This is a genomic window from Curtobacterium sp. MCBD17_032, assembly GCF_003234855.1.
Taxonomy (GTDB): Bacteria; Actinomycetota; Actinomycetes; order Actinomycetales; family Microbacteriaceae; genus Curtobacterium.
The window spans coordinates 34879-56380 of the sequence record NZ_QKTO01000012.1; the positions used below are offsets into that span (position 1 = coordinate 34879).

The 21502-nt window shown below is 70.5% G+C and carries 22 protein-coding genes; 13 read left to right on the plus strand and 9 right to left on the minus strand.

Going from position 1 to position 21502, the window contains the following annotated elements; all coding sequences use genetic code 11:
* The first annotated feature begins 1 nt into the window (after position 1).
* Positions 2 to 211, plus strand: coding sequence for a histone-like nucleoid-structuring protein Lsr2 (locus DEI91_RS13260; RefSeq protein WP_111052743.1), 210 nt, complete (start codon positions 2 to 4; stop codon positions 209 to 211).
* Positions 212 to 473: 262 nt separating this feature from the next.
* Here DEI91_RS13260 and DEI91_RS13265 read toward each other — a convergent pair whose 3' ends face one another.
* Together DEI91_RS13265 and DEI91_RS13270 are read right to left on the minus strand one after the other, a co-directional pair.
* Positions 474 to 1607, minus strand: coding sequence for an AAA family ATPase (locus DEI91_RS13265; protein WP_111052744.1), 1134 nt, complete (start codon positions 1605 to 1607; stop codon positions 474 to 476).
* A 93-nt stretch (positions 1608 to 1700) separates the two neighbouring features.
* Positions 1701 to 2054: a hypothetical protein gene (locus DEI91_RS13270; protein WP_111052745.1), complete on the minus strand. Its 354-nt coding sequence runs from the start codon at positions 2052 to 2054 to the stop codon at positions 1701 to 1703.
* A gap of 519 nt (positions 2055 to 2573) precedes the next feature.
* On the opposite strand from DEI91_RS13270, the gene DEI91_RS16745 reads away from it, so the two are divergent.
* Positions 2574 to 2708, plus strand: coding sequence for a hypothetical protein (locus DEI91_RS16745; RefSeq protein ID WP_258374427.1), 135 nt, complete (start codon positions 2574 to 2576; stop codon positions 2706 to 2708).
* 1424 nt (positions 2709 to 4132) lie between these two features.
* Positions 4133 to 4981, plus strand: a complete 849-nt coding sequence (locus tag DEI91_RS13275; RefSeq protein WP_111052746.1) for an ADP/ATP-dependent (S)-NAD(P)H-hydrate dehydratase — start codon at positions 4133 to 4135, stop codon at positions 4979 to 4981.
* Positions 4982 to 5087: 106 nt separating this feature from the next.
* Here DEI91_RS13275 and DEI91_RS13280 read toward each other — a convergent pair whose 3' ends face one another.
* A complete protein-coding gene (locus tag DEI91_RS13280; protein ID WP_258374428.1) occupies positions 5088 to 5813 on the minus strand; it encodes a YceI family protein in 726 nt (241 codons plus the stop codon).
* Positions 5814 to 5909: 96 nt separating this feature from the next.
* Between DEI91_RS13280 and DEI91_RS13285 the strand changes: the two genes are divergently transcribed.
* The 4 genes from DEI91_RS13285 to DEI91_RS13295 all read left to right on the plus strand — a co-directional run bounded on the left by DEI91_RS13285 (position 5910) and on the right by DEI91_RS13295 (position 9276).
* Positions 5910 to 7175 (plus strand): DUF2029 domain-containing protein, encoded by a 1266-nt coding sequence (locus DEI91_RS13285; protein ID WP_111052747.1) that lies wholly within the window; start codon positions 5910 to 5912, stop codon positions 7173 to 7175.
* A gap of 24 nt (positions 7176 to 7199) precedes the next feature.
* Positions 7200 to 7508 (plus strand): thiamine-binding protein, encoded by a 309-nt coding sequence (locus DEI91_RS13290; protein WP_111052748.1) that lies wholly within the window; start codon positions 7200 to 7202, stop codon positions 7506 to 7508.
* Between the two features lie 116 nt (positions 7509 to 7624).
* Positions 7625 to 7801 (plus strand): hypothetical protein, encoded by a 177-nt coding sequence (locus DEI91_RS16325; protein ID WP_181439606.1) that lies wholly within the window; start codon positions 7625 to 7627, stop codon positions 7799 to 7801.
* 206 nt (positions 7802 to 8007) lie between these two features.
* Entirely contained in the window at positions 8008 to 9276 is a 1269-nt protein-coding gene (locus tag DEI91_RS13295; protein ID WP_111052749.1) for an MFS transporter, read from the plus strand.
* Between the two features lie 237 nt (positions 9277 to 9513).
* On the opposite strand, the gene DEI91_RS13300 is transcribed toward DEI91_RS13295, so the two are convergent.
* From DEI91_RS13300 to DEI91_RS13320, 5 genes are all read right to left on the minus strand, one after another.
* Entirely contained in the window at positions 9514 to 10185 is a 672-nt protein-coding gene (locus tag DEI91_RS13300) for a response regulator transcription factor (RefSeq protein ID WP_111052750.1), read from the minus strand.
* 130 nt (positions 10186 to 10315) lie between these two features.
* Positions 10316 to 11632 (minus strand): hypothetical protein, encoded by a 1317-nt coding sequence (locus DEI91_RS13305; RefSeq protein WP_181439607.1) that lies wholly within the window; start codon positions 11630 to 11632, stop codon positions 10316 to 10318.
* Entirely contained in the window at positions 11629 to 12786 is a 1158-nt protein-coding gene (locus tag DEI91_RS13310) for a sensor histidine kinase (RefSeq protein ID WP_111052752.1), read from the minus strand. The genes DEI91_RS13305 and DEI91_RS13310 overlap by 4 nt, the downstream gene beginning before the upstream one ends.
* Positions 12787 to 12968: 182 nt before the next feature.
* Positions 12969 to 14168, minus strand: a complete 1200-nt coding sequence (locus DEI91_RS13315) for a homoserine O-acetyltransferase (RefSeq protein WP_111052753.1) — start codon at positions 14166 to 14168, stop codon at positions 12969 to 12971.
* Between the two features lie 135 nt (positions 14169 to 14303).
* Positions 14304 to 15635: a bifunctional o-acetylhomoserine/o-acetylserine sulfhydrylase gene (locus DEI91_RS13320; protein ID WP_111052754.1), complete on the minus strand. Its 1332-nt coding sequence runs from the start codon at positions 15633 to 15635 to the stop codon at positions 14304 to 14306.
* 277 nt (positions 15636 to 15912) lie between these two features.
* Between DEI91_RS13320 and DEI91_RS13325 the strand changes: the two genes are divergently transcribed.
* The gene (locus DEI91_RS13325; RefSeq protein ID WP_146244298.1) at positions 15913 to 16905 is read left to right on the plus strand and encodes a helix-turn-helix transcriptional regulator; all 993 of its coding nucleotides are present in this window, start codon (positions 15913 to 15915) and stop codon (positions 16903 to 16905) included.
* Between the two features lie 7 nt (positions 16906 to 16912).
* Here the strand turns inward: DEI91_RS13325 and DEI91_RS13330 are convergent, their stop codons facing one another.
* A complete protein-coding gene (locus DEI91_RS13330; protein WP_111052756.1) occupies positions 16913 to 18004 on the minus strand; it encodes an acyltransferase family protein in 1092 nt (363 codons plus the stop codon).
* A gap of 84 nt (positions 18005 to 18088) precedes the next feature.
* On the opposite strand from DEI91_RS13330, the gene DEI91_RS13335 reads away from it, so the two are divergent.
* From DEI91_RS13335 to DEI91_RS13355, 5 genes are read left to right on the plus strand one after another with little or no spacing between them, the layout of a single operon-like run.
* Positions 18089 to 18886, plus strand: coding sequence for an SDR family oxidoreductase (locus DEI91_RS13335; protein ID WP_111052757.1), 798 nt, complete (start codon positions 18089 to 18091; stop codon positions 18884 to 18886).
* Positions 18887 to 18929: 43 nt separating this feature from the next.
* Complete coding sequence (locus DEI91_RS13340) at positions 18930 to 19460, plus strand: phosphoribosyltransferase (RefSeq protein WP_181419527.1); 531 nt, start codon at positions 18930 to 18932, stop codon at positions 19458 to 19460.
* A complete protein-coding gene (locus DEI91_RS13345) occupies positions 19457 to 20176 on the plus strand; it encodes a Type 1 glutamine amidotransferase-like domain-containing protein (RefSeq protein WP_111052758.1) in 720 nt (239 codons plus the stop codon). Before DEI91_RS13340 ends, DEI91_RS13345 begins: the two co-directional genes overlap by 4 nt.
* A 1-nt stretch (position 20177) precedes the next feature.
* Positions 20178 to 20864 (plus strand): uracil-DNA glycosylase, encoded by a 687-nt coding sequence (locus tag DEI91_RS13350; RefSeq protein WP_111052759.1) that lies wholly within the window; start codon positions 20178 to 20180, stop codon positions 20862 to 20864.
* 23 nt (positions 20865 to 20887) lie between these two features.
* Positions 20888 to 21496, plus strand: a complete 609-nt coding sequence (locus tag DEI91_RS13355; protein WP_111052760.1) for a GNAT family N-acetyltransferase — start codon at positions 20888 to 20890, stop codon at positions 21494 to 21496.
* The last annotated feature ends 6 nt before the right edge of the window (positions 21497 to 21502 follow it).

Genomic DNA, 21502 nt, shown 5'->3' on the forward strand with positions numbered 1-21502 from the left:
CATGGCTTCCAACACAACGATCACAGATGACCTTGATGGTTCCACCGAGGGAGTCAAGGGACACACCTTCGCTCTTGACGGCAAGGAGTATGCCATCGACCTGACTGACTACAACTTCGCCAAGTTGGAAGGCGCGCTGGCTTCCTTCATTGACGTGGCGCACGAGCCGGAAGGCAACCTGCCCATGGGTGGAGGGTACGGTATCGCCTGAGTACGTTTCGGTAGCAAGAGAGCCCCTAGCGATTTGCTAGGGGCTTTCTCTATGAGCGCATTAAGCCACGTTCGAATGAATGATGCGCTCTCCTCTAGTCTACGTCATCCCGAGCTTCCTACAGGTGGAACGGCCAGCTTGTCAAGCACTTGCTGTATGAGAAGTTGACGGCTTTGAATGAAGCCAATCAACATTTCAGTAACAGTCGCGTGCCAATACAGAGAAGGCCTGAATTTCGGCATTCGGGCCTTCTATATATCACCTACTTAACGAGGTCCAGTAGGATGAAACCGTCACTGCCATCTTCCGCGGGCTGGAGGATAGCCTCACCGGTCTTAGTCCATGCTCTCCACTTGCGATTCCATCGGACGTAGTTCGTATCGGAATTCGTCGGCTTGCGAATGCCCGCATGCTCACGAGCCTCAGCACGTGTGTGGGGCTTGCCATCGGCGAACAACTCACGGAGGAGTTTGAGGTCTGGGTCCTCCACGGCCTTGCTGTCTCGCGTCACAACGGCAGAGCCCGCGTGGTCGGTCAGCTTCAAACCCTCGATGCGCACCGGTTGCCCGTCCTTTTGCTTGCCGTCCTGGGCAATCTCGGTGCTGAGGTAGAAGCCGTCACCCTTGCTCTTGGCAACGATCACAGTATCCGCGTTAGACCGGATGACGCTGGACCCGCGAACGCCTCCTGCACCCTTGTTGACGTGGTGCACAAGAATGACGGTGCTGCCCTCCTTGTGCTCTCGCAGGCGCTTGGCAACGCGGAACACACGGGCTAGCCCAGCCGCATCGTTTTCGCTCTCCAGGGAGGCAAGCTGGCTCAGGGTGTCCAGCACGATAATGTCAGGTTGGAGCCGGTCAAGCTCGACCTCTAGGCGCTGGACGCTGGTCTCATCGGAGAGGTCCACGCCCTTCTCCACATAGTTGATGGAGCCTTGGGGCGGCTTGGTGTTGTTGGCTGAGTTCCATGCACGGACGCGCTTACCGAACGCGCTCGCCCCCTCGGCGGCTACGTAGAGCACGGTGCCCCGGCCAGTTGGCTGGCCCATGCACGGGACGCCTGTGGCGATGCAGCGCGTCCAATCGATCAAGGTGAAGGTCTTACCGATGCCCGCTTCTCCGGCGAACACGCAGACCGTACCTTTTTGGAGTAGGTCAGGCACCCACCACTCAGGGCTAGGGCGACGCTCAATCTCTTCCTCAGTCACGATGGACAGCGGTTCCACTGGGTTCTCAGCCGCGTGCACGAGCCGGTCAACGTGGTCCTTGGCGACACGGGCCTCCATCATCTTCAAGAAGTTCTTGAAGTAGGCAGGGCTCGGGTTGGTCTCCATGGCTGCGGTGAAGTCGGCCACCATCTGAGGGGTCCATGCCTCAGGAATCAGGTCCTTACTCATCAGTGTCACCGTCCTGCTCCTCGGGTTGTCCCTGAGTCTCGGAGATGAACCAGTCGTAGATGACGCGCTCTAGCGCATGAAAGCCGTGCCCGCTCATCGGGTCATCTCCCAGCGCTCGCTGTCCTCGTTGAAGCGGACGGCTGCACGGCCGGGGGCTAGCAGTGAGTGGTAGAGGTCAGCGTCCTGCACAACGTGCTCGGGGACGTGGGACTCAATGACTCCCTCCCTGTCGTCATGCATGTGGGACTGGAGCGTGTCCATGTCCTCAGCAGTGATCGGAGCAAGGACGTTCTCACTGCCACGGCCCTGAGGGTGCATGTCCCTGTAGACCGCAGTTCCAAGGATCGGGGCAGCTTCGTAGTAGTTGTTGCCATCGCGGATGCCAAGCCGGTAAATAGCAATGAGCGGACGGGTTGTCTCGGTGTACTGCAAGAGTACGTAGCTCATGGGGAGCCCTTCTTGTTAGTACCGGACCTTTGCCGGTACTTCAATGTTCTGACCTCCTATTCGGTTGCTATTCGAGCGTTGATGGCTTAGTCAAGGCAGAGATGCCTGGACTGGTGCGGATCGAGGTTGGTGAAGAAGTGCTCGAGGATCGGTTGGGGAAGAAGTTAGAGCAGTTCCCAGAGCCCCTTCTGTGTGTACATGTACACGCACATTCGGCTCGGGTGTACATAGATAGTGCCCTCCGATCCGCATAAACACGGGGATGTACAGGTGTACAGGCGGTCTATGTTCACACCATCCACACACGTAAGTGTGGGTGGTGCACATGGTGACGTTCATAACATAGCCAATCGTCCGGATGTGGCCGTTACATACTTGTTACATGAGCAACGGAGAAGACCCAGACCTTGAAACAGCACGACAGCGGACACCTCGGCCACAGTGCTGGCGAACGAGATTAGTGGTGTTGTCCCATCTGTCGGGGCGAACCTCAACATCGGGGTCTCTGACTCTGAGTACGTGGCGCTCAACGCGGGCGACGTGCTCCGCGTGTTCGTGCTCCAGCGCAACCGTGCCGGTAACACCGTCAACATCGGATCCGGCGGCCGACCGTTCGACCTGACGTTCTCCGCGGTGTGGGTAGACAACCTGTGACGAACGGAACGCCCCCACTCCGGAGAGTGGGGGCGTTCTATCGCTAGTCGAGGATGACCACCACCAAATCGATGACTGAGGCGCAGAGGTGCATCGCCACGGTCACCGCGCCGACGATGATCGGCCAGCGGGGTGTGGTTGAGGTAGTAACGTGTCGATCCAAGCGACCTCCTAGAGGTTGCTGTCCCGGGTCCGGTTGATGCTGTAGGAGGCTGAGCCGGTCCCTGTGTGAGAGCCGTACCGGTTGGTGCGGCTCTCTTACGTTAAGCGGGACGGTGACCGATCCGTGACCTGGCGTCGGAGCTCAGGTCAAGGTTCGCGGGCTCCTGATCCCACACACCGTTTTCGGAATCAGACGGTTGGGGTAGTACGTAGTACCCAGTGGGCACATGGAGCAGGCAGGTGTAGCCGATCCCATGCCACAGCCCGTGTCTAAATCTTGGTCCGCACGCAGCTTGCGTCCCGGGCGTGTCTCTCGCTCCACCCTGGCCACCGATGAGTGGCAGTACCGACCTAGGTGACCTTCTACACTGACGACGTGGGGTCGGCCGGGTAACTCAAGCCTCATCACGTTTGGGGAGTCGGCCGACTTGCCCGGCGCGGAGGAACGCCCCCGACTCATCGAGCGGGGGCGTCCTCTTGTTCAGCGCTACAGCTGGATGCCGTACCGCATTGCGATGTAGGCCCCGATAGTGAACTTCATCAGATCGATGAGCTTCGAGAGGTCGGGAGAGACGGAGATGACCGAACGAGACGGTTTCATCACTTCGTTGACGACACGCCGTCCACGGGTCCAGAAGTTGCCCGTAACAGGCAGTTCAGGCCTAGACTGTGTGTCATGAGGGCCGGGAGTTGACACTTTCGCGTCCTCTCTGGTAAGAGAGCATCGGCCGGGGAGCCTCCTACAGCTTGAACCCGAACCGAAGCCTTGCGACGACCCCCTCCGGAAGCCCCGGCTGGGGGTTTGTTGCTTTGCGCGGTCGAAGCTGTGTTCGGCCACGTCTCGATACTACTTCCAGCGATGCTCGATGGCCGAGCCGACCACTAGAGGAAGTGTTACACCCCTGTAGTTCTCCACAACGCCCTCCACAGACTGTGAGTGGGCGAGTGGCCCGCCATTGCGCCGTTCTCAGGCCTTCCACCGACACTTCCCACACCCCGTTGAGGGGCCCTGTCCACGGGTGTGGAATCTTGCGAACGCACCTCTCCATCGGCGTGTCTGAGAGCGCGCCGGGGACAGATCTTCGCATCGGGCCGGACCTGGGGTTTGTGTGTTTGAGAACCGGGGCTAGACCAAGTTTGGTCGTGTCTACCGGGCGGGATGTGCTAGCTCGGTCCTACCGGTCCGTATAGTCGTCCCGTTGACGCTCGCTCACTTGACATCCCTCTAGTCCAGAGTTTGCGCCGCAGCTACCGTGGGGACGATGAACGACTTCGTGACCGTCCGTCCCGCCGACGCCGCCGCCTGGATCACCGTCCCGACCGGCGACACCTCGAAGTACCGGCGCGGGGTGCTCGGCGTCGCGACGGGGTCGGCCGCGTACCCGGGCGCCGCCGTGATGGGGGTCGACGCCGCGGTGCACACCGGGCTCGGCATGGTCCGGTACGTCGGACCCGACCGCGCCACCGACTTCGTGCTCGCCCGCCGGCCGGAGGTCGTCGCCGGTGTCGGTCGGGTGCAGGCGTGGCTCGTCGGGTCGGGCATCTCCGCGTCCTCGCTCGACGAGCTCGACGCGACGACCCGCGACGGGTTCGCCCACGCGTCCGACGACGGCGTGCCGGTCGTCGTCGACGCCGGGGCGATCCCGCTCGTCGACCTCGGGCCGCTCGCGGTGCTCACCCCGCACGCCGGGGAGGCCGCGTCCCTGCTCGGCGTCGCCCGCGACGAGGTCGAGCGGGACCCGCGGGGATCGTCACTGCGGGCGGCGGAGCGGACCGGGAGCGTCGTGCTGCTCAAGGGCGCGGACACGCACGTCGTCACACCCGACGGCGGGGTCCGGCTCGTCGCGTCCTCGGCGACGCCGTGGCTCGCGGCCGCCGGTGCGGGGGACGTCCTCGGCGGGGTGCTCGGCGCGCTGATCGCCGCGCGGGCCGGCACGAGCGAGGTCGGGCCGGAGGAGCTCGCGCACCTCGCGGCAGCCGCCGCGGTCGTGCACGGGGTCGCGGCCCGGCGGGCGTCGCGGGGCGGGCCGTTCCCGATGACGGGTCTCGTCGAGCAGCTGCCGGGTGTGGTGCGGGACCTCGCGGTGCGGGGGGACGCCGAGAGCGACTGACGGACCGACGGGAGGAGCAGACCGGACCGGTGCGGCGCCTCCGTCCGGCAGGTGGTCGCGACGCGGGCCGGCGGACCGTCGGTGCGTCGGTGCGTCGGTGCGTCGGTCAGTAGGCAGGCGTCGCGTGCACGAGGAACTCGATCGACCCCGCGTCGTCGACCTTGACGAAGCCGAGGTCCGGGGCCTGCACCGAGTGGTCGGAGAACGTGATCGGCACCGTGCCGGAGACGTCGACACCGTCCCCGCTGAGACCGACCTGCAGCGTCGCGGTGACCGGCTTCGTGACGCCGTGCAGGTCGAGCGTGCCGGTGGCCTGCACCTCGGTGGTGGCGTCGCCCGAGGGGACCGCGTCCTCCACCGGCTCGGTGAGCGTGAAGGTGGCGGTCGGGAACGCCTGGGTGTCGAGGGCCGAGTCGCGGAAGTACGAGTCGCGCTGCTCCGAGTCGGTGGTGATGTCGCCGACCTGGACCGTGATCGTGGCTGCGCTGATCGTCGTCCCCTCGACGGTGGCCGAGCCGGTGACGCTCGACGTGCGGCCCGTGACGGTGACGTCCGAACCGTTGAGGACCTCGTGCACGCGATAGCCCGCCTCGGACCCGTCGCCGATCGTCCACTCGCCGGACAGGTCCTGCGTCTCGAGCGTGGACGGGGCACGGGTGGCGGCGACGGTGGGGGTGGCCGAGGCCTTCGCGTTCTCGGTCGTCGTGTACGCCCGGGTGCCGACGACGACGGCGACGACCGCGACGACCACGACGACGACGGCGATGACGAGCCACGTCAGGAGACGGCGGCGCGGGCGGCGGGGCGAGGGACGGTCCGGTGCTGAGGTCACAGGAGGACGGTGACACGTCACTCTCGGGATCGGCTGTGGATCGTGCGGGCTGTGGGCCGCGGCGGCCGGTCCGGCCCGACTCGGTACGCTCGTCCGGTGCGCAGGAACCCGTGGCCGGAGATCGTCGCGTTCGTGGTCGCCTTCGCCGCGGTGCACGCACTGCTCTGGGCCCTGACCCTCGTCGTCCCGAACCAACCGCTCGGCGACGTCACGATCACGTACCGCCGGTGGATCGAGACCGGGCACGCGTCGCACTTCTGGGTGGGGATCGACTCCGCCTGGGTGTACCCGGTCCTGGCGATCGTGCCGATGGCCGCCGCGTCGGTCGGTGGGACCGCTGGGATCGGCACCGGGTGGCTCCTGCTCATGGTGCTCCTGCACGTGATCGTGTGCGCCGTGCTCTGGCGGTACCGGGCGTTCGGCGTGCGGGTCGTCTGGTGGTGGCTGGCGTTCCTGCTCGCGCTCGGGCCGATCGGCCTCGGACGCATCGACACCGTCGCCACGGCCGTCGCGCTCGTCGGCGTCGCGTCCGTCGCCGCCCGACCGGGCATCGCCGCCGCGGTGTTCACCGTCGCCGCGTGGGTCAAGGTCTGGCCCGCGGCGCTCGTCGGCGTCCTGGTCGTCCTCCGGCGCGGGCGTCGGGTCGAGGTGGTCGCGGGAGCGCTCACCGTGACCGCGCTCGTGGTCCTCGTCGACGTGCTGTTCGGCGGCGCCGCACACCTGTTCTCGTTCATCGGCGAACAGACCGGCCGCGGCCTGCAGATCGAGGCACCGCTCGCGACGCCGTACCTCTGGGCGGCAGCCGCTCGGGTGCCGGGCGCCGCCGTGTTCTACGACCAGGAGATCCTGACCTTCGAGGTGTCCGGCGCCGGGACGGAGGTCGTCGCAGCACTCTCGACCCCGCTCATGGCGGTCGTCCTCGCGGTCGGCGTCGTGCTCGCGCTGCTCGCCGTCCGCACCGGCGCGCAGCGGGCACAGGTGGCGCCGGTCCTCGCGCTGCTGTTCGTGGCGGCACTCATCGCGACGAACAAGGTCGGGTCCCCGCAGTACATCGGCTGGTTCGCCGTACCGGTGGTCTGGGGGCTCGTCGCCGGACGGGGCAGCGCGTGGCGGTTCCTCCCGGTCGCCGGGGCGATGCTGCCGATGGCGTTCCTCACGCAGCTCGTCTACCCGGCCTACTACGACCAGGTGCTCGGCGTGCAGCCGTGGATCCTCGTCGTGCTGTCGCTGCGGAACCTGCTCGAGGTCGCGGTGCTCGTCTGGGCGGTCGTCGTCCTGGTCCGGATGTGGCGGGACGGGATCGAGCCACGGGCATCCCGTCCGGCCGCCGGCGCCGCGCGAGTGGAGCCCCTCGCGCCGTGACGCGCGGCGGGGCAGGATGGGCGCATGATCGTCGCCTTCTCCATCGCCCCGTCGGGCGGCCCCGCCGCGACCGAGGACGGTTCCGTGCACGACGCGGTCGCCGCGGCCGTCCGGGTCGTCCGCGCGTCCGGACTGCCGAACCGCACCTCGTCGATGTTCACCGAGCTCGAGGGGGAGTGGGACGAGGTGTTCGACGTCGTCAAGCGGGCGGCCGAGGCCGTCGCGCCGTTCGGCACCCGCGTCTCGCTCGTGCTCAAGGCGGACATCCGGCCGGGGCGCACGGGGGAGATCGACGGGAAGCTCGAGCGGCTCGAGGCGGCGCTCGGCGACTGAGCACGGGTCCGCTGCGCGACACGCCGCCGACCTCGCTGCGATGTCGGCGGTCGGGTGTGTGCTGTCCTCATCAGCCGGTGCACGAGCGCCGGCACCGCGACGGAAGGAGCCCGCTCATGATGCACGACGGTTGGTGCCCGGACTGTGACCTCCGCTCGGTCGTGATCGACGTCGACGACCAGGGCGACCACGCCTGGGCGAGCTGCACCGAGTGCGGTGCCGGCTGGGTGCACCGCGACGACCTGCCGGAGGCGCGCGCTGCCTCCCGCGTGCCGGAGCGCCGCGCAGCCTGAGCCATCTCCTCCGCGGCCCTGTCGATCGGGAATCCCGGTCGACCGGGCCGCGTTCTGCTGTCTCGTCGTCCTCCGTGGTGCGCGCGGGTCGAATCGATCCGACCGGCGTCTTCCGCGGACGAGTTGGAGCGGTCTACACTGATCCAGCCGCGACTCCGGTCGTCCACGCCACCGATCCCACCGTGCCCGGCACGAGAACAGGTCCCATGTCGCAGCTCACACCGGCCCGTCGAACGCTCGCCATCCTCGCCCTCGCGCTGGGTGGCTTCGCCATCGGGACGACCGAGTTCGTCGCGATGGGCCTGTTGCCGAACATCGCCGAGGCGCTCCTGCCCGGGCAGTACGCGGCCGACCCCGAGGGTGGTGTCGCGCACGTAGGGTGGCTCGTCAGCGCGTACGCCCTCGGCGTGGTCGTCGGGGCCCCGACGATCGCCGCGATGTCGGCCAGGTTCCCCCGCAAGGGGCTGCTCATGGTGCTGCTGATCGGGTTCGCGGTCGCGACGGTCGCCAGCGCGGTCCTGCCGTCGTTCGGGCTCGTCGTCGTCGCACGCTTCGTCGCCGGGCTCCCGCACGGTGCCTACTTCGGCATCGCCTCGATCGTCGCCGGCGACATCATGGGCCCGGGCAAGCGCGGCAAGGGCATCGCGCTCGTGCTCCTCGGTCTCTCCGTCGCGAACGTCGTCGGTGTTCCCGCGGTCACGTGGATCGGGCAGGTCGCCAGCTGGCGGGTCGCCTACGGCGTCGTCGCCGCCCTGTTCGCCCTGACCTTCCTCGCGGTCTCCGCGTTCGTGCCCCGCAGCGCGCGGGACGTCCACGCCACCATCGGCCGCGAGCTCCGCGTCTTCCGCCTGCCGCAGGCCTGGATCGTGATGAGCCTCGGCGCGGTCGGGTTCGGCGGGTTCTTCGCGGTGTACTCGTACATCTCGCCGCTCGTGCAGAACGTGACCGGGCTGTCGGAGTCCGCCGTGCCCCTGGTGCTCGTCGTCGTCGGGCTCGGCATGGTCGTCGGTGGACTGCTCGGCGGCTTCCTCGCCGACCACAGCGTGAAGGCCACCACCTTCGTCGGCCTCTTCGCCCTGATCGGTGCGCTGCTCGTGACGGTGCTCACCGCGCAGTGGGTCGTCGGGCTCTTCGTCGGCGCGTTCCTGCTCGGAGCGACCTCGTCCGCGATCCCGCCGGCGGTGCAGTCCCGCTTGATGGACATCGCCGGTGACGCCCGGACCATCGCGGCAGCGCTCAACCACTCGGCGTTCAACCTCGGCAACTCGCTCGGCGCGGCCCTCGGTGGCGCGGTCATCGCGGCCGGCTTCGGGTTCCTCGCGCCGGGGTGGCTCGGCATCGGCCTGGCGCTGCTCGGCGTCGTCGTCGCGGTGATCAGCTACGCGGTCGAGGACCGCTCGAAGCGTCGCGCAGCGGCGCTCCGGACCGCGGGGGCGAGCACCGGACCGATCCGCGAGGTCGTGTCCTCGCACTGACCTCGTCCGGAGTCCCGCACCGTCGGACACGGTCAGCGGGCCGGACGGTCGCCGCACCTCCTGGCCGGACGTCCGTCGGGCGTGACGGAGCGGACCTCCGGTGGCGCGCTTCCCGGCTGCAGTGTGCCGTCGACACGCGCGGCGGGCCTCACCGCGGTCCCACGACGTGCCGCGCGCGCACCCGGCGGGGCGGGACCGGGCCGGGCGGGACGGGGGCCCGGCGACCCGGGCGCGGGACTACAGCCCGTGCGGGGTGCCGTCCTGCACGATGATGCCGTCGGTGATCGCCCGCTTCCGGAGTGCCACCTTCGTGCCCACGTCGAAGCCGGCCACGCGGTACTTCTCGCGGATGCGCTTGAGGTAGCTCTTCGCGGTCTCCTCGGAGATGCCGAGCTGGTACGCCACGCTCTTCACGGGCTCACCGCCACCGTAGAGCGCCATCACGCGCCGCTCCTGCGCGCTGAGCTTCGGGACGCCGCCGACGTCGCCGGAGTTGATCGCGAGGTCGAGTTCGGCGGAGACGTACTGCTCGCCCCGCTGCGCCGACCGGATCGCCTCGACGATCATGGCCGCGTCCTCGCTCTTGACGAGGTAGCCGAGGGCACCGGCGCCGAGGGCTTCGCGCACGACGTTCGGCTCGGAGTAGGTGCTCATCACGACGGTCTTCACCCCGGCGGTCTTCAGCGTCGAGATCTTCAGCGAGACCGGGATGGAGTCCTTGAGGTCGAGGTCGAGGAGCACGACGTCGACCGGGAAGCCCGGGCTGGTGAGCAGTTCCGGCCACGTGGTGACCGCGGTGACCATCTGGATGTCGTCCGCGGCGTTGCGGATCCACTCGGTCAGGGCGCTGAGGAGCATCCGGTGGTCGTCGACGAGTGCGAGTCTGATCGGTTCCGCTGGAGTCGCCATGCTCGGCGTCCTTTCTCGTGGGGTCCGTCCGGGGCCTGCCGATCCTAGGAGGGTCGGTGGCCCGGTCTGGGGAGGCTGGCCCGGTTGTCCGCTTGACGCACGGCGCTGGTGCCGGGAGGGGCGGGGTGCGTCACATCTGCGGGTGCCGGTCGACGACGCAGTGCGCGGTGACGTGGAGCACACCGTCCCGCACGCTGTCGGTGTACGGGCCGATGCGCTGGAGGGCGGCCCACGCGGCGGGACCGAGGCGACGGCGCGGCACGCCGCGGGACTCGATGACGACGGGGACGTCCATCCGGTCGTCGCTGACCGGGTGGCCGTCGGTGCCGACCGGCCCGAGGGTGACCGACACCACGGGGGAGCCGGGCTGCTGGCTGCGGCCGTCGCCGACCATCTGCCAGAGGGCCTGGAGGAGGCCGTCGCGCTGCGCCGGGGAGAGGTGTCCGGCGAGAGCGCTCGGGTCGGCGACGGCGACCGCCCGTCCGAGGCGGTCCGACTCGGTGATGGCGTGGTACAGCCACGTCTCGCGCCGCCCCTCGATCAGGTGCAGGCGGAGCTCGGTGGCGAGGGAGGCGGCGACCGATGCGGACGCGTCGGACAACGGCAACGGGTCGGAGCCGTTCGCGACGGCATCGAGCAGCTTCTCCGCGGCGAGGTCGAGGCGGGCGAGTTCGTCCGACGCGAGCATCCCGACGGCGAACTGCGGCGCCCCGACGTTGCTCTGCACGAGCACCCGGTCGAGCTCGCGCTGCACGAGCTGGCGGAACCGGTGCACGACGAAGAGCGCGATCGAGGGCGGCACCACCGTCACGGACAGGAGGGTGACGAGGCCGGGGAGCGTCTCGGGGCTGATCGGCGTGGACACCACCGCGTACACGATGAACACCAGTCCGAGGCCGACGATCGCGGCGATGACCTCGCGCGCGGGTCGGAGCGTCGTGATCGGCAGGAGCGCGAAGCCGGCCGCCATCGAGGCGGTCGCAGAGTGTCCGACGTCGTGCTGGGACCAGATGCCGATGAAGTCGAGCGCGACGACCGCGGCGAGCACGACGCAGATGAGACCGAACGCGAGCCCGGTCAACCGCTCGCCGTAGGTGAGGACGATGCCGATGACGCAGGTGGCGGCGGCGACGAAGAGGAGCCAGGCGCTGGCGGTGAACCACGGGTCGGCATGGTCCTGCCAGTGCGCGAGGAAGAAGACGATGCCGCCGAGGGCCTCGAGTCCGGTCAGGACCGCCGCGCCGAGTCCGAGGTGACCCGCTCCGAGGGATGCTCCGGGCTGGGCCGCCTGTCGGAGCGAGCGCGCACCGGTCGACGTGGAGGGGAGGCCGCGCGCCTGCCGTCGGTCGGTGCCCCGGTACCGCTCCCGGGCCTCCCGGCGGGTGCGGGGCGCGTCCTGGTCACCGGAGAGCCCCCGGCTGATGGTGTCCTCGGGGATGCGGCTCACCGCGGCGCCTCCAGCACGACGGTCGTGCCGGAGCCCGGCGCGGAGAACAGCCGGGCGTCGCCGCCGACCTCGCGGAGACGGTTCACGACGCTCTCCTTGAAGCCGAGTCGTTCGGAGCTGACGGCGTCGAGTTCGAAACCGACGCCGGAGTCGGTGACCATGGCCCGGACCATCGCCTCGTCGTGCACGATCGTGACGTGTGCCTCGGGGACCCCGGCGTGCCGGCGGACGTTCTCGAGACACTCCCCGAGCGCGAGCAGGAAGGCGTCGAGGACGTGCGTCGGCAGGAGGACCTGTCCGGTGCCGTGCCAGGCGACCTCGAGGCCCATCCGACCGAACCGCTGCTTGACGGACTCCAGGGTCTGCCCGAGCGGCGACTCCTCGGTCCGGGTGAGCGAGTAGTCACCGGACTGCTGCGGTTGCGGGGTCGCACCGAGGCGGAGGTGGCGGAGGAGGCGGGCGTCCTCGGCGGCCTGCTCGCGCATCGCGTGCTCGGAGACGCCGACGCCGGAGTGCGCCAGGAGGGTCAGGGTCGCCAGGACGGTGTCGTGCAGCAGGCGTGCTCCCTGTCGGCGCTGCGCCTCGGTCTCGCTCGCCTGCCGTTCGGCGCGGTGCGCGGTGCCGATCGTGTAGATGCGTCGGGCCACGCGGGGGATGCTCCGGCTGATCCACACCGCGACGACGGCGACGAGCACCCAACCGAGCAGGACACCGCTGACGGGGAGCGAGAGGACGGTGCCGCTCGCCCACGACATCAGGGCGACGGAGACCACACCGGCGGCGGCCGCGATGCCGAGGCCGACGGGGTGTCCGCGCTGCGCCATGAGGAGGGAGGCCAACCCGCCGCCGGCGAGCGGCACGAGTGCGCTCGCGATGACCCCGCGGTCGTCGGGGGCGACGGCGGTGGCGAGGACGGCGACGGCGCCGAGGCCGCTCAGCACCGTGAGCGCGGTCCACCAGGTCGAGCCGTTCCCCCCGAACGCGACGAGCGCGGCGACCATGACGGCGATGCACGTCAACCCGACGACCAGGGGCAGCGCGGGGACGGCGAGCGACGTGGCCACGGCGACGACGCTGATGAGCGCGCACACGATGCCCACGACACGCGTCGTCGACCGGAGGAGGCGGTCGCGTTCCTGCGCGAGGAGTTCCATCGTTGGTCCTGGCTGTTCCTGGTTCGGGAGAGCTGGTTGGTCTTGGGAAACCGAGCACTGGTCGAGACCGTGCACTCTGCATCATTCCACGGGCGACACTCGTTGTGGGGTCTTCGGCGCGCGGGGGTCGACGGATCGGTCTGCCGGTGTCCCGTCTTCCGGGGACACGCGCTGCACCCCGATCAGGCGAGCAGGCGCTGGAGGTGTGCGCCGACGGCCTCGGACTCGATGAGGAAGCCGTCGTGACCGAACTCGCTCGTGATCACCGCGGCACGGTCACCGTCGAGCGTGTCGGGCACCCCCGCGGCGATGCGGTGCTGGTCCTCGACGGGGAACAGTCGGTCGCTGGAGACGCCCACCACGAGGGTGTGCGCGGTGACCCGGGACAGGGCAGCGGCGACACCGCCTCGACCGGCGCCGACGTCGTGCGAGTCCATCGCGTGCGTGAGGGTGACGTAGGAGGCCGCGTCGAACCGCCGGGTGAACTTGTTGCCGTGGAAGTCGAGGTAGCTCTCCACGGAGAACCGGCCGTCGTCGCCGAGCGGGGAGACCTCGCTCTGCCACGTCCGGGCGAACCGGCCGTTGAGTTCGTCCGAGGCGCGGTAGGTCATCATCGCCATCCGTCGCGCGAGCGCCAGCCCCCGGTGCGGCCCCTCCCCGGGTTCGGCGTCGTGGTGGTCGCCGCCGGCGAAGCCCGGGTCCATCTGGATCGCCGCGCGCTGCAGGGAGTTCGCGGCGATCTGGTCCGCGGTGGTCTGCGCGGTCGTCGCGAGGACGGCGAGGCGCGCCACCCGTTCCGGGGCCGTGACCGCGAGTTCCAGCGCGTGCATGCCACCCATCGAGCCGCCGACGACGGCCGCGAACCGGTCGATGCCGAGTCGGTCCGCCAGCCGCAGCTGCGTCGCCACCTGGTCGCGGGCGGTGACGAACGGGAAGCGGGAGCCCCACTCGACGCCGTCCGGCGCCAGCGAGGAGGGGCCGGTCGTGCCCTGGCACCCGCCGAGCATGTTCGGCGCGACGACGAAGAACCGGTCGGTGTCGATCGCACGCCCCGGCCCGACGACGTCACCCCACCAGCCTGCGGTGCGGTGACCGGGGCCGGCGGGGCCGGTGACGTGCGAGTCGCCGGTCAGGGCGTGCAGCACCAGGACGGCGTTGTCCCGCGCGGGGGAGAGCGTCCCCCAGGTCTCGTACGCCACGCGGACGGCGGGGACGAGCCCGCCGCGGACGGTCTGCTCGCCGAGGTCCTCGAACCGGCGTGCCCCGGGCGGGTCACCCGGTCGCCACGCACCCGTCACCGGCGGCTTGCCGAGCGTGCGGAGTTCGGCACCGGGCACCAGGGTGGACGGCACGGAGTCCTCGGGGGTCGTCTGCCAGTCCATCGTGGGGTCCAGTCTGCCGGGACGCCCGCCGCACCGCCGCCGTGTTACGCCGTGACGGGCCGCGGAACGCGACGTGGGTGGTTCCCCGCAGCGGTGGACCGCTGCGGGGAACCACCCACGTTCCGTGCGAGGGGGCTAGGCGCGCAGGCCCGCCTGGGCGACGGCCCGTGCGGCGGCGAGACCGGCCTCCAGGTCGGCCTTGAGGTCCTCGACGTTCTCGATCCCGACCGACAGACGGACGAGCCCCGGCGTCACGCCGGTCGTCAGCTGCTGCTCGGGCGTGAGCTGCGAGTGCGTCGTCGACGCCGGGTGGATGACGAGTGAGCGGACGTCGCCGATGTTCGCCAGGTGCGAGAACAGCTGCAGCTCGTCGACGAGCGCCCGGCCCGCGTCCACGCCGCCCTTGAGCTCGAAGGACAGCACCGCGCCGACGCCGCGTGGCGCGTACTTCGTCGCCGCTGGGTACCAGGGGCTCGTCGGCAGGCCGGCGTACGCCACCGTCGCGACGTCCGGGTGCCGGTCGAGCCACTCCGCGATCTCCTGAGCGTTCGACACGTGGCGCTCGATCCGGAGCGACAGCGTCTCGATGCCCTGCAGGAGCGCGAACGCCGTGTCGGGGGAGTTCGACGCGCCGAGGTCGCGGAGCAGCTGCACCCGCGCCTTGACGATGTACGCGAGCGCGTCCCCGACCGCCTGCGAGAAGACCGCTCCGTGGTACGACGGGTCCGGGGTGCTGAACTCCGGGAACCGCTCGGCGTGCTCCGACCAGGCGAACGTGCCGCCGTCCACGATGACGCCGCCGATGACGGTGCCGTGCCCGCCGAGGAACTTCGTCGCCGAGTGCACGACGACGTCCGCCCCGTGCTCGAACGGCCGGATGAGGTACGGCGTCGCGATCGTGTTGTCGACGATGAGCGGCACGCCGGACTCGTGGGCGACGCCCGCGACGGTCTCGATGTCGAGCACGTTGATGCGCGGGTTGCCGATCGTCTCGGCGAAGAACAGCTTCGTGTTCGGCCGGACCGCACGACGCCATTCCTCGGGGTCGTCCTGGTCCTCGACGAACGTCGTCTCGATGCCGAGCTTGGCGAGCGTGTACTTGAACAGGTTGTACGTGCCGCCGTAGATCGACGACGACGAGACGATGTGGTCACCCGCGCCGGCGATGTTGAGCACCGCGTAGGTCTCCGCAGCCTGGCCGCTCGACACGAGCAACGCGCCGGTGCCGCCCTCGAGCGCCGCGATCCGCTGCTCGACGACGTCGTTCGTCGGGTTCATGATCCGCGAGTAGATGTTGCCCGGCTGCGCCAGCGCGAACAGGTCGCGAGCGTGGTCCGAGTTCTCGAACACGTACGACGTCGTCTTGTAGATCGGCGTCGCCCGGGCCCCCGTCGTCGGGTCCGGAGCGGCACCCGCGTGCACCTGCGTGGTCTCGAACCGCCAGGCGGCTGCGTCGTTCGTGGTCATCGGGGGCTCCTGTCCGTCACCGTGGTCGTCGGGTCGACACGGACGCGGGCCGGGAGGACCACCGCGTCTGTCCGTCGTCGGTCACGCTACGCAGGTGGCCGGGCGGGCACCAGCGTGGCCGTCGTGCGACGTAACGCGCGCGTCGGACGCAGGGCGGGCCTCCCGTCCGGGCGCCGGTGCGGACGACGGCGGGTGACCGTCCTGGTCGAGCACGCGACGACCGTCCGCCGACGGTGACCTCGCTGTCGGGCGACGGATGGCCTACAGTGCTGCCGTCATGACCTCCCCGCCGACACCGACGCCGGACCGCGAGCCGCAGCACGGGCCCGGGCACCCCGCCGTGCGCCGGCACGACGTCGCCGGGCGGGACGTGGACGAAGCGACGGGGTTCTACGAGCGGGTGCACGACGCCCACGAGGTCCGGCTCACGCGGGACGGGTCGCGGCCGTTCGGGTTCCGGTTCCGCGCGGTGGGAGACGACCGCCTCCGACTCCGCAGCTCCGCCCTCAGCGCGGACCGCTGGGGTCGCATCGAACCCGTCGGTCGCGTCCTGGTGGCGTGGGCGCACGACGGACAGCTCGCCTTCGACGCCGGGACGGACGACGAGCTCGTGGTCCGCGCGGGCGTGCCGGCGGTGTACCCGACCGGCCGCCCCTTCACGATCCAGGCACCCGCCGGCGTCACGCTGCACACCATCGACCTGGACGCGCGCGCCCTCGGAGACCTGCACGCCGCCCGCACCGGCACGGCCCCGCGCCCGCTCGCGTTCGCCCGCCGCCCGGACGCCGACGGCCTCGCCGCCCTCCGCGCCGTGCTCGCCGCCTCCGCCCCCGTCCTCCTCGACCCGGCCGCCGACCGCCTCGAGCGCGCCCGACACGTGGACGCCCTGAGCCGTCGCATGCTCGACGCCTTCGTCCCCGCTCCGGCAGCACCACACCACGCCGGACACCCGCGCAACGTCGCCCGAGCGCTCGAGTACATCGAGGAGCACCTCGGTGAGCCGATCACCGCCGCCGACATCGCCGGTGCCGCCGGTCTCAGCCAGCGCGGACTCCAGCAGGCGTTCAACCGCAACGACCTCCCGACACCGCTCGAGGCCCTCCGTGAAGCCAGACTCCGACGGGTCCGCACGGCGCTCGCCGACGGGCGCGTCGGCGAGGTCAGCGTCGCAGCCGTGGCACGGGCGTACGGCTTCGCCCACCTCGGCCGCTTCGCCGGCTACTACGCCGAGCGGTTCGGTGAACGTCCGAACGACACGCTCCGGTCCTGACCGCGCGTCACACCGGGTCGCGGCGGAACAACCAGTCGACCTTCGGCTCGAGCAGCCACCGCATCCCGCGACGCACGAACGGCTGCGCCAGGAACAGGCTCACCGCACACGCGAGCAGCACCATGAGCAGCACGTACGGCCACGCCGAGTGCTCCCCGGCCAGGATCCCGGACTCGCGGATCGGGTAGAGCACGAACGTGTGCAGGAGGTAGACGTACATCGTCGCCGCGCCGAACCGGGTCAGCCAGACCGTCCGGCGAGGTACGAGGAGCAGGAACGCCGCCGTGAGCAGCGCCGCGAACAGCATCAGCCCGAAGCGGACGCCGCCGGCCCACCACGTGTCCTCGCCGAGCCCCGAGTACGAGTCGTCGTAGAAGAACCAGTGGTGCAGGTCGAACTCCTTGAACTGCGGGGTGAACAGCACGCACGCCGCGGCCCACGCGGCGAACAGGAGCGCCGCCGCGACCCGGACCCGGACCACGACCCGGCGGGGTGCCTCGTACCAGCGGTCGAAGACGCCCCACTGCTTCACCTGCCACCCGAGCAGGAAGAACGGCAGCAGGCTGATCGCCCGCGACAGCGAGAGCGTCGAGTCGACGTTGTCGAAGTACCCGACGCCGATGCTCAGCACCACCGCCCAGAGCAGCGGCCACCGCAGCTGCGCCAGGTACGGCAGGATCAGCCGGAAGATCCCGAGCGCGAGCAGGAACCACAGCGTCCACGTCGGCTTCGTCGGGTTGAACTCCTTGCCGCCCTCCACGATCGCCTGCACCACGGTCCAGATCGTCTGCATGACGATGTACGGCACGACGATGTCGGTGAACGTCCGCCGCATGCGCTGCGCCGTCGGGGTGTCCGCCGACGAGAAGTACCCGCTGATCACACCGAACGCCGGCATGTGGAAGGCGTAGATGAACGTGTACAGCGCCAACGCGTGCTCGCTGCCCGTCGTCTGACGCTGGATCGCGTGCCCGATCACCACGAGGGTCACCGCGACGAACCGCGACGTGTCCCACAGCGGGATCCGACGTTTCGCCCGACCCGGGTCGAGCCGTTCCGCGGGGGCCGAGGGCGCGGGAGGGGCGGCGTCCGTCGTCATCTCCCGCACGTTACCGGCCGACGGCCCTCGACGTGTCGGTAGCGTTGGCGACACCCGGCACCACAGACCACCACGAGGAGCACCATGAGCAACCGTCGAGCCGTCGTCACCGGAGCCAGTTCCGGGATCGGGGCGGCCACCGTCCGGCGCTTCCGCCAGCACGGGTGGGACGTCCTGGCCGTCGCCCGCCGGGCCGACCGGCTCGAGGCGCTCGCCGCGGAGACCGGGACGGACACGCTGGTCGTCGACGTCACCTCGAGCACGGACGTGTCGGCGCTCGCCGCCCGCGTGGACGAGCTCGGCGGGGCGGACGTGCTCGTCAACAACGCCGGGGGAGCGTTCGGGTCGGCGTCCGTCGAGGAGTCCGACGTCGAGGACTGGCGTGCGATGTTCGAGGTGAACGTGCTCGGCACCAAGCGCGTCACCGCGGCGTTGCTGCCGGCCCTGCGGCGTCGTGCGGCGCGGACGGGCGGCGCGGACGTCGTCACCGTGACGAGCACGGCCGGATTCGTCACCTACGAGAACGGTGGCGGCTACGTCGCCGCGAAGCACGCCGAGCACGCGCTGGTCGGTGTGCTCCGGCTCGAGCTCAACGGCGAGCCGATCCGCGTCGTCGAGATCGCCCCCGGCATGGTGAAGACCGAGGAGTTCTCCGTCGTGCGGTTCGGCGGCGACACCGCGGCGGCTGCGGCCGTCTACGACGGGGTCGAGGCGCCGCTCGTGGCGGACGACGTCGCCGAGGCGATCGTGCACGCCGTGGAGCTGCCGCCGCACGTCAACCTCGACCTCGTGACGGTCCGTCCGGTGGCGCAGTCGGCGCAGCACAAGCTCGCCCGCGGGCCGCTCACGCCCAAGGGGCAGGCCGCAGCGCCCGGGCGGTGACGACGGGTCGCGGGCGGGACACCCCTGCCGGTACCGTGGGCGGATGCCGATCAGCAGCGAACCCGCGGAGCCGTCCGCCTCGTCGACCGTGACCGTGACGAGCGGACCGGAGGTGCTCGGCTGGCTCGAGTTCGGCGACGCCGCACGCCTGCTCGCCAAGGACGTCCTGTCCGCCGGGTTCGAGCCCGAGGTGGTCGTGGCCGTCGCCCGCGGCGGGCTCATCATCGCCGGTGCCGTGGCCTACGCGCTCGGCACCAAGGAGTGCGGCTCGATCAACGTCGAGTTCTACACCGACGTCGAGCAGCGCCTCGAGGAGCCGGTCGTGCTCGCGCCGGCACTCGACGCCCCGAGCCTGGCCGGCAAGCGGGTCCTGGTCGTCGACGACGTCTCGGACTCCGGTCGCACCCTCGCGCTCGTGGTCGACATCATCCGGAACGCCGGTGCCGACGTCCGCAGCGCCTGCCTCTACTCGAAGCCCGGTACGGTGCTCGAGCCCGACCACGTGTGGCGCCGGGTCGACGGCTGGATCACGTTCCCGTGGAGCGCCCTCGCACCGGTGACGGCCGAGTCGTGAGCATCCACCTGGTCGGCGGCGGCCCCTTCGTCGCCGCGGACGTCGCCGCCGCCTTCACCGCCGAGGCCACCGCGCGGTCCGCCGCCGTCGGGCGCACCGTCCCCCGGATCGGGCTGCTGTCCGTCGCCGGAGCCGACGGCACCTCGCCCGGGTCGACCGCCGACATCGCCGAGGTCCTCGGTGGGTCCCGCGCGGCCGAGGTCCTGGTGACCGAGGTCCCCGCGGGCGGCGTCTTCGACACGACGGTCCTCAGCGACGTCGACGCCCTGGTCGTCAGCGGCGGTCGGACGCCCGACTACCTGCACGCCGTCACACCGCTCGTCGACCAGATCCGCCTGCTCGTGTCGGACGGCCTGCCGTACCTCGGGTACTCCGCCGGTGCGATGATCGCCGCGGACCGCGCCCTGGTCGGCGGTCACCGGATCGGTGGTGTCGAGATCTGCCCGGAGGACGCCTCCGAGGGGCTCGACGAGGTCGAGCTCCGCGAGGGACTCGGACTCGTCGACCTGACGATCGACGTGCACGCCGTGCAGGCCGGCACCCTCGCCCGGCTCGTCGCGAGTGCCGAGGCCGAGTTCGTCACCGCGGGCCTGGCCATCGACGAGGACACCGCGCTCGTCGTCGGCGAAGGCGCGCTCGAGGTCCGCGGCACCGGGAGCGTCTGGCGGGTGATGGCGGGCGAGGAGTCCGTCTCGGTCGCCACCATGGGCGCCTAGCGTGCACCCGAAGCCCCTCGCGGAGCTCGTCGACCCGGGGTGGGCCGAGGCGCTCGCACCGGTCGAGGACGACGTGCACCGGATCGGTGCCTGGCTCCGCGCCGAGCAGGAGGCGGGCCGTCCCTACCTGCCGGCTGGTCCGGCCGTGCTCCGTGCATTCGAGGACCCGTTCGACCGCGTGAAGGTGCTCGTCGTCGGGCAGGACCCGTACCCGACCCCGGGGCACCCGATCGGGCTGTCCTTCGCCGTCGACCCGCACGTCCGGCCGGTCCCGCGCAGCCTGCAGAACGTGTACCGGGAGCTCGCCGACGACCTCGGCGTGACGCCCCCGCCGCACGGCGACCTGCGGGCCTGGTCCCGGCAGGGCGTGCTGTTGCTCAACCGGGTGCTCACCGTCGGGGTCGGGACACCCGCGAGCCACCGCGGCAAGGGCTGGGAGGCGGTCACCGAGCAGGCCGTCCGGGCCCTCGTCGCCCGCGACCGTCCCCTCGTCGCCGTGCTCTGGGGAGCGCAGGCCGCGTCGGTGCGGCCGTTCCTCGGCGACACCCCGGTCGTCGCGTCGGCGCACCCGAGCCCGCTGAGCGCGTCCCGCGGGTTCTTCGGCAGCAGGCCGTTCTCGGCGGTGGACGACCTGCTCGCCGCCCAGGGCGCGGACCCCGTCGACTGGACCCTGCCGACGGAGCCGTGACGGGCCTCCCGTAGGCTCGTGCCGTGCTCGAGGAGGAATACCAGCAGCGGCGGAGCCTGCCGCGACACCTGCGTGTCCCGGCCCCGCCGGAACCGGTCTTCACGTACGCGATCCGCCCGGCGACGACCGCGGACCTGCCCGAGGTGCGCGAGATCCACACGCACTACGTCCGGAACTCCTCGGTGACGTTCGACGTGGCGGCCTTCACCTTCGCCGCGTGGAAGCGCCGGTACGACGAGCTCCAGCGGCGGAAGCTGCCGTTCCTGGTGGCCGAGGCGCCGTCCGGGCAGGTGCTCGGGTACGCGCTCGTCGAGCCCTGGAACCCGCGCGACCGGTCGAACCACGTGGTGGAGGACTCCATCTACCTCGGCGCGGCCTCCGGCGGGAAGGGCCTCGGGCGTGCACTGATGGAGGCGCTGCTCGAGGCGTGCCGCGCGGCCGGCGTGCGGGAGGTCATCGCGGTGATCGCCGACCGGTCCGCCGACGCGTCGATCCGGTTGCACGAGCGGCTCGGCTTCGAGGAGATCGGCCGGATGGGACGGGTCGGCTTCAAGTACGACCGGTGGCTCGGCACGGTGACGATGCGCCTGCGGCTCCGGGGTCTGCGGAGGCGGCCCTCCGGCGGGCGCTGAGCGAGC